Raw genomic sequence first — 9,229 nt, forward strand, 5'->3', positions numbered from 1 at the left:
CCTGAATATAGTTCTAAGAATTTATAGAAAACAAGCAACAAGTCATGATATATCGCAAATTTTGCCACATATTAAACCAATACCATACAAGAAATACACTTAAGTACCGGGAGGTACCATGAAGCACTTCTTACCGTCATCCGTCATGCTCACCCCATTCCTTGTTAAGTATTATGATGAACAACCAGAAGACACCTCTGACGCCTTAGATACCGATGAGTCTCAGCAACCTCAAATTGAAGCTAACGATGACTCACGCAAACCATCGACACAAACTGAACTTGAACCGACGTTGAGTGAATAGCCTTTACTTTCATGGTCATGGAACGCAATTCTGTTATTAAATCAATCAATAGTTCGCTTTCCATTACTGACAATAAACACATAAGAAAACCATAAAAACGATTGCTATATGAGCCCTATCACAACACATAATCACAAAGTGGTAGTTCGGAATCAAAGTTGTTCCAGATCAATGGTCGACCAGTTGATTGCCGACAACATGTAGGAAATTAAAAAATCATAATTAACGGAGTTTTCCAATGTCTACTGCATTTTACATCCCTACAATCAACTTCATGGGTACTGGCTGTTTGAAAGATGCTGCTGATAGCATTCAGTCTCAAGGCTTCAAAAAAGGTCTGATCGTCTACGTGATGTTGCAAAAGCGATGGGTGTGAATGTTGAAGGTATGACAGCAGAGCAAGGCGCAGAAGCAGCTATCAACGCGATTGTTCAACTAGCAAATGACGTGAACATCCCAACAGGTATTGCTCAACTGGGTGCTAAATTGGAAGACATCCCGACTCTGTCTGACAACGCTCTTAAAGACGCTTGTGGTTTCACTAACCCTAAACAAGCGACTCACGAAGAAATCTCAGCGATCTTCGAAGCGGCAATGTAATCTAGCGACAATTTATTCGAGCTAGAAACACGCGGCTCTTGCTAAAAACAAATAGCTAACACAAACGGGCTCACCTTCTGAGCCCGTTTTTTTTCTTCCTGTCTCTTTCAATTCTTTGCCTTCATAGCCAACCAAGAACGACGAATCACTAGCTACTCACCACTAAAAAGTCGCATTGTTGCGATCGCTTGGTTATAGTCAAACTATTGATATATAGAATGACAAACAGGTTCCATTGAGTCGTTGGATAGTTAGCACCTCATTATTAGCTTCACTCGTTGCCCACTCCGCTCAAGCAGAGGATCAAAATGAGTGTCACAGTCAGCCGCTAGAAGACGCCCCTGTTGAAAAAGCCTACCACTACCTCAACAGTAAATTTTGCCAACCCGCATTATGGTTTGACAGTTTCTTTGTCGATGACCGCATTACCGAAGATGCTCGAGCGGGCACGTCTGTGCGTTGGTACAACGATTTTATTTACTCAGAAGGTGGTGACGTCGACTACTCAACCAAGCTCAACGCACGTTTACATCTTCCCTTTGCGAGTAAGCGCCTAAAATTAATCTACGAATCTGTCAGCGATGAAGAGTTCTTTGATTTCTTTCCACAAGATTCAGAGGAATTAGAGAGCGCACTCGGCCTTCGTTACGATGCTTATGCGAAGGGTTACAGTAGCTTCAATATTAAAGCGACACTGCGTCCGCGTATTGAAGCTCGTTATCGCTTTACCTACCCTCTCACTACCGATGCCGTATTCAGGCTGACCCAACGTGTGTATCAAGAAAAGCAAGAAACTGGCGAGATCACCGATATCGATTTTGATCTTTCTTTGAGTGATGACTTCTTAGCGCGATGGTCGAACTTTGCAGGTTATAACGACGACCTTAAAGGCTGGGAGTACGGTACGGGGCTGACTTTGTATCACTACCTTTCTCAAGACCAAGCTCTGCAATACAGCGCGACGATTACAGCAACCAGCGAGCCGTATAACCACTACGAATATTCACAAGTGTCGATAACCTACCGAGAAAACGTTTGGAAAGAGTGGCTGTTCTACGAATTGATTCCGCGCTATCAATGGGAACGAAAGCCCTATGAGGAACATACCGAAGAAGCCAACATCACCCTTAGGCTTGAAGTCTTGTTCAACAATGTCTAGTCGAACAATATCTAGTGAGTGAGTGTTTGTGACATGCGGGCATCGTGAGATAAAAACATGGATACAAAAAAGCACATCATGTGATGTGCTTTTTCAGTTCTATATAAGGCTTAAGCTGTAGTCTTAACCCTTGTAGTTTCTTACTCGTGCCGCTTCTGCTTCACGCTTGTCGACCACGGTTTTACCGATTGGCGCCAATGAGATAACCGCGAGCTTAAGGTGCTGAATCGCAAACGGAATACCGATAATAGTAATGAAACACGCTACTGCTGACATGATGTGACCAATCGCCAACCAGATTCCAGCAAATAAGAACCAAATGATGTTACCAATCATACCAAGTGGGCTGGTCCCGATGTCAGTTTCATTGGTCAATTCATCACGTGAAATCGCTTCTTGACCAAATGGGAAGAATGAGAAGTTACCCATTACAAAACACGCTCTACCCCATGGAATACCAACGATGGTGAGGAATGCGAGCAGTCCGAAGAACCACCATGCCAACCCCATAAATACGCCACCAAACAGAAACCAAATGATGTTTCCTATTGTTCTCATGTTGTCTTCTCCAAACCTTTGAATACTGTTTATTTCATATGCCGAGTAAGGCAATACTTGTTCTAATAGGTTCATTATTATTGAGTCTTTATGAACCGCTTATGAATCGCCTACATTTCCTGTGATTGATACACACCACGAAACGCCAAATCCGCATAGGGATCATCGATTTTATTTGATACCATGTTCGTAGATTTTTAGTATCACAAAGCTAAACAACTACAACAACTACAACAACTAATTTAAGGCCGAATTTATGAGCAACACTGAGCAACCTAAAAAGAAAATGAAAAACTGGGTGCCAATCGTCTTCTTCGGACTTCTCAGCACGGTGCCTGTATTCATGTTTTTAGTCGACGTGTACATCAACCAATACATGTAACAAGACCCCGCCATCCTATCGGCGTAAAAATGAATACAGGAAACATGTCCTGTATTCATCTCAGTTAAATCACTTCTACTGTAATTAATTCAATTCTTCTGCGATCAAATCAACTCTTAGTTAATTAAATCAGCTCTTCGTTAATAAAGTCTAGAATGTCGATCAGCTCATGATCTGGCAAGTTTAGTAAGTTATCACCCACATACCATTCAATCTTACATTGGGTAGGCAGTTCGCTGATCGCTGGGTTTCCTATCCAAACCTTGTGCTTCTTAGCTATATTGTCGCGCAGGATAATGCCACCCTCAAAACTCACCGGTAAATAGAGGTGAAGCATGTTTACTTGGGGTTGCTGCGGGTTCACTTTGAACTGCGGGTAATCTTGTAAGATTTGATAGATTTGCTTGGTACGCTCATACAATGCTGGCATCAACTCGATCCGTTGATCAAACTGCATTGCTGCCGAAACCACGTAAGGCGTGCGATGATAAACATTTCCGCCCTGACGCTTCATCCATGCTGAAGCTTTTGCTACGAAAGCCTTATCACCTAGTAGGAGTGACCCCCCAAGACCATTTAATCCTTTATAGAGCGAAACATAAGCTGTATCGAACCCCTTAGCAATCTCGCTATATGGCTTTTGATAATACGCGCCACACTCCCACAAACGAGCACCATCCATATGCAGATGAATCGATTGTTCTTTGCAGTACTGCTTTATCGCTTCAAGCTCTTCCCACTCAGGCAGCTGACCACCAATCTCTCGCATCGGTAGTTCATACAATGCCGCGGCAATCTCATCAGGCCAAGCCTTTAAATCGTCGACATTCCAAGTGCGAAATACATTACCAACCGGAAGTATATTGAAACGGTTCTGGAGCTGATACCCTTGGCGTTCATGGCGCATAATATGGCTGGATTCGTGCATCGCCACCAAAGGATTTCTTTTTTCTTGGCAAGCAATCTCTAACGCTGTCGGTTGATTCATTGTGCCAGTAATCACAAACACGGCGGCTTCATAGCCGAGCAAATCAGCCACTTTGCTTTCAAAACTCTCAATAAAATCGCCATCACCGTAGGTGTCGTGCGCCACATCATGTGTTTCGCACCATTCAGCCATTTGCGCGAAGGTTTGTGCTGGTGTTGGATCGAAGTGACCAGAAAGCAGCAAATTACATTGTTGACGCAAGTCCGTGCTCATACCTTTTCCTTTATTCATTGTCGTTCTATGTAGGGTGATTGAATTATTTACGTTAGCCTTCAACGGTGACATAAAGTGCACCTCTTCGCTTTTATTATTAGCGAATAATTAGTTTTGCGCAGTCATCGGCTGCGTGTGCCGGAAATACTCAAATTGACGGGTGTTTTATATAATTAAGTCCCTAAAAACACGCGCATCTAACTAGATAAGTATGGGTTAATTCGTTGTTGTTCAACCATTCTTCTATTATTGTATATCTATAATTCCAATAAATATTATTCGTTAATGGACAAAGAGGGCTATATGTCGAAAAATCGAGTCTTGGTGCTATTCGCCCACCCTTCTCAGCATCGCTCTGAAGCGAACAAACCCTTATTTGAGCAAGCCAAGCGTATTGAAGGCGTCACCTGTGTCGATCTTTATGCTGAATACCCGACCTTCAAGATCAATATCGATCGTGAACAGAAACGCCTGTTGGACCATGACATCATCATTTTTCAGTTCCCACTATATTGGTACTCAACACCCGCGATTCTTAAAGAATGGCAAGACCTCGTCCTAGAATACGGATTTGCTTACGGCACCGACGGTAATGAACTGCAAGGTAAGAGCTTGTTATGCAGTATCACCGCTGGCGGCAAAAAAGAGGCTTATCAAACTGACGGTTATAACCACTTCACCATCCGTGAACTGCTTCACCCAATCGAACAAACGGCGTCTTTGTGCGGCATGAACTACTTGGCTCCATTGGCTTTGTTTGGTTCACGTACTGCGTTAGAAGAAGGCCGAATTCAAGATCATGTAAATAGCTACAAATCGCTTTTGGAGGCTTTTGTTGCGGGCGAAGTCGATCTTAAAAAGGCAAGCAAGGCTGAAAAGCTAAACCATTATGTCGATGAAATGATGAGCAGAGGTTAGATCATGACAGGATATTTTCTACAAGCATTTATCTATTTGCTCGCGGCAGTCATCGCCGTCCCTATCGCCAAAAGGCTTGGCCTCGGCTCTGTGCTTGGTTACCTGATTGCCGGTGTGGTGATTGGCCCAATCATCGGCTTAGTGGGTGAAGAGACCACGACCATTCAACACTTTGCCGAATTCGGTGTAGTAATGATGCTGTTCTTGGTCGGGCTTGAGCTTGAGCCGAAGATGCTTTGGGCAATGAGAAACCGCCTGATGGGGCTCGGCGGCCTACAAGTCGGTGGCACAACGGCCATAGTCATGGGGATTGCTCTGTTCTTCGGGCAACCTTGGACGATCGCGCTGACTATCGGTTTGATCTTCGCACTGTCATCTACCGCGATTGTTCTCCAAACCTTTAATGAGAAAGGGCTCTCCAAGACAGAAGGCGGCAAGAATGCTTTCTCGGTCTTACTGTTCCAAGATATCGCTGTCATTCCGATGCTGGCATTTATCCCTCTATTGGCATTGCCAGAATTAATCGAAGCTGCACAAAGCGCGGTCGCTTCGACTTCTGATCACCATGAAGAGTTGAGTCTTGTTGCTGGCCTACCCGGCTGGGCTTATGGCCTTGTGATCACAGCATCTATTGCGATTGTTGTGGTCGGCGGGCACTTCTTGAGTCGTCCACTGTTCCGCTTTGTGGCGAGCTCAGGCTTGCGAGAAATCTTTGCTGCAACCGCACTGATGTTGGTTATTGGTATTGCTGCACTAATGAGCCTAGTCGGCCTCTCACCAGCTTTAGGAACCTTCCTTGCAGGTGTGGTATTGGCGAACAGTGAATTCCGCCACGAGCTTGAGTCTAATATAGACCCGTTTAAAGGGCTGCTACTTGGCTTGTTCTTCATTACGGTAGGTGCGGGCATCAACTTTGATGTTCTATTCAACGACTTTGGTTTGATCATTGGCCTCACTCTTGGCGTTATGCTACTTAAAGCCTTGGTGTTGTTTACATTGGCGTTGATCTTCAAAATTAGAAATAGCGACCGTTGGTTGTTTACGTTGAGCTTGGCGCAAGCCGGTGAATTTGGTTTTGTACTACTGAGCTTCTCGGCTCAAAACCACGTATTGCCTGCTGATATAGTCCAAACTCTGTCGCTGGTTGTTGCTCTTTCAATGTTCCTAACACCAGGCTTATTCATTCTATTTGATAAAGTGATACTTCCTCGTTACGAGCAAAAGTCTAACGACCGAGAAGCCGATACTATCGAAGAGAAAGGTACGGTGATCATTGCTGGTATTGGCCGATTCGGTCAAATCGTTAACCGCTTATTGGTGTCGAATGATGTCAAGACTGTGGTTTTGGATCACCAAGCCAACCAAGTCGATTTACTTCGCTCTATCAACATCAAATCTTACTTTGGTGATGCGACTCGTCATGACTTATTGCATACAGCAGGGATCGAAGAAGCCGCAATGTTTGTCGTCGCTATCGATAACCAAGACTCAAGCGTTGAATTAGTAAAATACGTTAAACACACCTACCCTAAAGTGAAAATTTTAGCGCGTGCGTTCGACCGTGGTCACAGTTACCGCCTACGAGAAGCTGGTGCAGATTCTGTAGTCTCAGAAACGTACCACTCGGCACTCGAAATGGGCGCAGAAGCTCTACGTTCTTTAGGGCACCATCCATTCTTCGTTGAACAGCAAAAATCAACGTATCAACGTGTTGAAAGCCGTAAGTCTGAAAAACTATACCAAGCTTGGTCTGAAGCGGAAGAGAACCCACGTTACGACAACAACTACCGACAAATCTTCATTCACCTTGAAGAAGCAATGAAAGAAGACATGAAAAAAGACCGTTCAGACAAGCACTCTCGCTCAGAACGAGGTTGGACACCGCCACCGAAAGGCTATGCAGGTGGCTTTGAGGAAGAACAAACCTAAGCAGAGCTCAAATTCGAGGTTAACAACCACTCAAAAAGCGGCTTTCGGGTCGCTTTTTCATTCTCTAAATACGAATAGCACGACCGATGAAGCCAAAACACGGAACCTAAATCAGATGAACCACGACATTTATGTGATCCAGTTATAATTTTCAATCTCAAGCTACCCGTAAAAAATGAATTCACTTTTTACATTTATAAAACATTACCTCTCCACATAAACCATACCGTCAATGGGGTATATATGCATTCTTTTAAGCCCTTCAGTCGTCGTTCTAATTCGTAGCGACCATCCTCTAACGTTTGAGTTACATTGCATATATCTAAACACGCCCCACAAGTCGCCACTAAAGCATTCACATCGCCAATAATTAACGCTCCGCACTCACAAATTCAAACCATAAAAATTAACACAAACATTTCAAAGTATGTCTATCGTTACAATTTGTAACGAATGCCAGTTGTCGGTATAGTCCTGCACTTCAAAAAGTGAGGCGGTTGCGCTCACCTTAAAGGAGATATAATAATGATTACTAATGATGCAGTAATAATGGGCATGTTAGCTGTTATTCTTGGCGGTGTTTTTATCACGGAAAGTAGCCAAAATAGCGCACTGAAAAAATTCTACTCGTTCGTTCCGGGTCTATTGCTCTGTTACTTTGTTCCTTCTCTATTGAATAGTTTAGGCATCATCGATGCGTCAAACTCAAAGCTATACTTCGTTGCAAGTCGCTACCTATTACCGAGTGCACTCGTTCTTCTGATCATCTCAGCAGACCTTCGTAAAATATTTGGTCTTGGTTCTAAAGCCGTCATCATGTTCCTAACCGGTACTGTCGGCATTATCATTGGCGGGCCTTTAGCGATTCTAATTATCGGCCAAGTTAACCCTGACCTTGTATCTGGCGATGTATGGCGCGGCCTTACAACAGTGGCTGGCTCTTGGATTGGCGGCGGTGCAAATCAAGCAGCAATGAAAGAAGTGTTCGAGGTTGATGACCAATTATTCTCTGCAATGATTACGGTTGATGTTATCTGTGCGAACATTTGGATGGCTGTATTGCTTATCATGGCAGGCCGTCAGAAGAAGATTGATGCATGGTTAAAAGCTGATACTTCATCTATTGAAGAGCTAAAAGAGACGGTTTCTAAATACCAAGAAGAGAACGCTCGCCCAACAACCACAACAGATTTAATGAAGATCACGGGAATTGCGTTCGGTCTTACCGGTCTAGCTCACTTATTCAGTGACCTAATCGCACCTTGGATCTCGACCAACGCTCCAGAACTCGCGAAATACAGCCTTACATCAGGCTTCTTCTGGTTAATCGTAATGGTGACAACGTTCGCGCTCATCGCTTCATGCTTCAAATCTACACGCAGCCTTGAGCACAGCGGCGCGTCTAAAGTTGGTTCAGCGTTCATCTACATCCTAGTTGCAACCATCGGTATGCAAATGGATGTGACGGCTATCTTAGACAATCCAGGCTACTTCTTCATTGGTATCACATGGCTAACTATCCATGCCATTCTAATGATTGTGATGGCGAAGCTTATCCGTGCACCACTGTTCTTCATGGCTGTCGGTAGCCAAGCTAACGTTGGCGGCGCAGCATCGGCTCCTATCGTAGCAGCTGCATTCCACCCAGCACTGGCGCCAGTAGGTATCCTAATGGCAGTATTGGGTTACGCGCTAGGTACATACGGCGCTTACATCTGTGGTCTCATCATGCAGGCTGCTGCGGGTTAATAGAATCGCTTCAATCCAATAACACAAAAGGCTGAACGATGATCGTTCAGCCTTTTTCGTTTCTAAAACTGTATTTCAAATAACGGCTTAATCGAACAAAGACGCCAGCTTATTTTCAACAACTGGGCTGATATTAAAGCTCAACATAAAATCTGGACGCGTTTCTTCGTCTTTCTCAAGGTAATAGTTCGCTTCAATGCCAAACTTCCAAGGACGTCCGTTCAACACAGTAGTCTTGCTTACGCTTATATTCAACGGAATTTCCGCCTGATCCTTATTCCAATCATACGAGAATGTCGGCGCAGAGCGGCTTTGTTGCGTAATTCAGTTTAGAGACAGAGCAGCCCCATTTCGTGCGTTTCTTAGTCAATACGGCAAGTTTCAGGCATACCTAACCCAGTGAGCTTGTTCAACGCTTTTATCATCGCG

At 44.2% G+C, this 9,229-nt stretch carries 9 protein-coding genes and 2 pseudogenes; 8 read left to right on the forward strand and 3 right to left on the reverse strand.

What is annotated here, in order from left to right:
• Positions 1–118: 118 nt before the first annotated feature.
• From AB6D80_RS11665 to AB6D80_RS11680, 4 genes and pseudogenes are all read left to right on the forward strand, one after another.
• Positions 119–304, forward strand: coding sequence for a hypothetical protein (locus AB6D80_RS11665; RefSeq protein ID WP_009845588.1), 186 nt, complete (start codon positions 119–121; stop codon positions 302–304).
• Positions 305–542: 238 nt separating this feature from the next.
• Positions 543–680: a hypothetical protein gene (locus AB6D80_RS11670; protein WP_017101730.1), complete on the forward strand. Its 138-nt coding sequence runs from the start codon at positions 543–545 to the stop codon at positions 678–680.
• Positions 644–904 (forward strand): annotated as a pseudogene (locus tag AB6D80_RS11675) (iron-containing alcohol dehydrogenase); the annotation flags it as partial. The gene AB6D80_RS11670 and the pseudogene AB6D80_RS11675, both read left to right, overlap by 37 nt.
• A gap of 235 nt (positions 905–1,139) precedes the next feature.
• Positions 1,140–2,063 (forward strand): hypothetical protein, encoded by a 924-nt coding sequence (locus AB6D80_RS11680; protein WP_372188562.1) that lies wholly within the window; start codon positions 1,140–1,142, stop codon positions 2,061–2,063.
• A 123-nt stretch (positions 2,064–2,186) separates the two neighbouring features.
• Here the strand turns inward: AB6D80_RS11680 and AB6D80_RS11685 are convergent, their stop codons facing one another.
• The gene (locus AB6D80_RS11685) at positions 2,187–2,621 is read right to left on the reverse strand and encodes a YccF domain-containing protein (RefSeq protein ID WP_017075771.1); all 435 of its coding nucleotides are present in this window, start codon (positions 2,619–2,621) and stop codon (positions 2,187–2,189) included.
• Between the two features lie 256 nt (positions 2,622–2,877).
• Between AB6D80_RS11685 and AB6D80_RS11690 the strand changes: the two genes are divergently transcribed.
• Positions 2,878–3,003, forward strand: a complete 126-nt coding sequence (locus AB6D80_RS11690) for a hypothetical protein (RefSeq protein WP_017098479.1) — start codon at positions 2,878–2,880, stop codon at positions 3,001–3,003.
• 124 nt (positions 3,004–3,127) lie between these two features.
• Here the strand turns inward: AB6D80_RS11690 and AB6D80_RS11695 are convergent, their stop codons facing one another.
• Positions 3,128–4,204: a low specificity L-threonine aldolase gene (locus AB6D80_RS11695; RefSeq protein ID WP_372066776.1), complete on the reverse strand. Its 1,077-nt coding sequence runs from the start codon at positions 4,202–4,204 to the stop codon at positions 3,128–3,130.
• Between the two features lie 303 nt (positions 4,205–4,507).
• Here AB6D80_RS11695 and AB6D80_RS11700 point away from each other — a divergent pair, with 303 nt between their 5' ends.
• From AB6D80_RS11700 to AB6D80_RS11710, 3 genes are all read left to right on the forward strand, one after another.
• Complete coding sequence (locus AB6D80_RS11700; protein ID WP_009845593.1) at positions 4,508–5,122, forward strand: NAD(P)H-dependent oxidoreductase; 615 nt, start codon at positions 4,508–4,510, stop codon at positions 5,120–5,122.
• A 3-nt stretch (positions 5,123–5,125) separates the two neighbouring features.
• Positions 5,126–7,051 carry a monovalent cation:proton antiporter-2 (CPA2) family protein gene (locus AB6D80_RS11705; protein WP_372188563.1) on the forward strand — a complete coding sequence of 642 codons (1,926 nt, stop codon included), beginning with the start codon at positions 5,126–5,128 and terminating at the stop codon, positions 7,049–7,051.
• Positions 7,052–7,576: 525 nt separating this feature from the next.
• Entirely contained in the window at positions 7,577–8,800 is a 1,224-nt protein-coding gene (locus tag AB6D80_RS11710) for a DUF819 domain-containing protein (protein WP_372188565.1), read from the forward strand.
• A gap of 87 nt (positions 8,801–8,887) precedes the next feature.
• Here AB6D80_RS11710 and AB6D80_RS11715 read toward each other — a convergent pair.
• Positions 8,888–9,106: pseudogene (locus AB6D80_RS11715) on the reverse strand (hypothetical protein); the annotation flags it as partial.
• Positions 9,107–9,229 lie beyond the last annotated feature (123 nt).

It is taken from the genome of Vibrio sp. 10N.247.310.17 (assembly GCF_041466605.1).
GTDB classification, from domain to species: Bacteria; Pseudomonadota; Gammaproteobacteria; order Enterobacterales; family Vibrionaceae; genus Vibrio; species Vibrio tasmaniensis_A.

Coding starts and splice junctions, on each gene's coding strand:
- AB6D80_RS11665 (WP_009845588.1), top strand. CDS start 119: ATGAAGCACTTCTTACCGTCATCCGTCATGCTCACCCCATTCCTTGTT.
- AB6D80_RS11670 (WP_017101730.1), top strand. CDS start 543: ATGTCTACTGCATTTTACATCCCTACAATCAACTTCATGGGTACTGGC.
- AB6D80_RS11685 (WP_017075771.1), bottom strand. CDS start 2,621: ATGAGAACAATAGGAAACATCATTTGGTTTCTGTTTGGTGGCGTATTT.
- AB6D80_RS11690 (WP_017098479.1), top strand. CDS start 2,878: ATGAGCAACACTGAGCAACCTAAAAAGAAAATGAAAAACTGGGTGCCA.
- AB6D80_RS11695 (WP_372066776.1), bottom strand. CDS start 4,204: ATGAGCACGGACTTGCGTCAACAATGTAATTTGCTGCTTTCTGGTCAC.
- AB6D80_RS11700 (WP_009845593.1), top strand. CDS start 4,508: ATGTCGAAAAATCGAGTCTTGGTGCTATTCGCCCACCCTTCTCAGCAT.
- AB6D80_RS11705 (WP_372188563.1), top strand. CDS start 5,126: ATGACAGGATATTTTCTACAAGCATTTATCTATTTGCTCGCGGCAGTC.
- AB6D80_RS11710 (WP_372188565.1), top strand. CDS start 7,577: ATGATTACTAATGATGCAGTAATAATGGGCATGTTAGCTGTTATTCTT.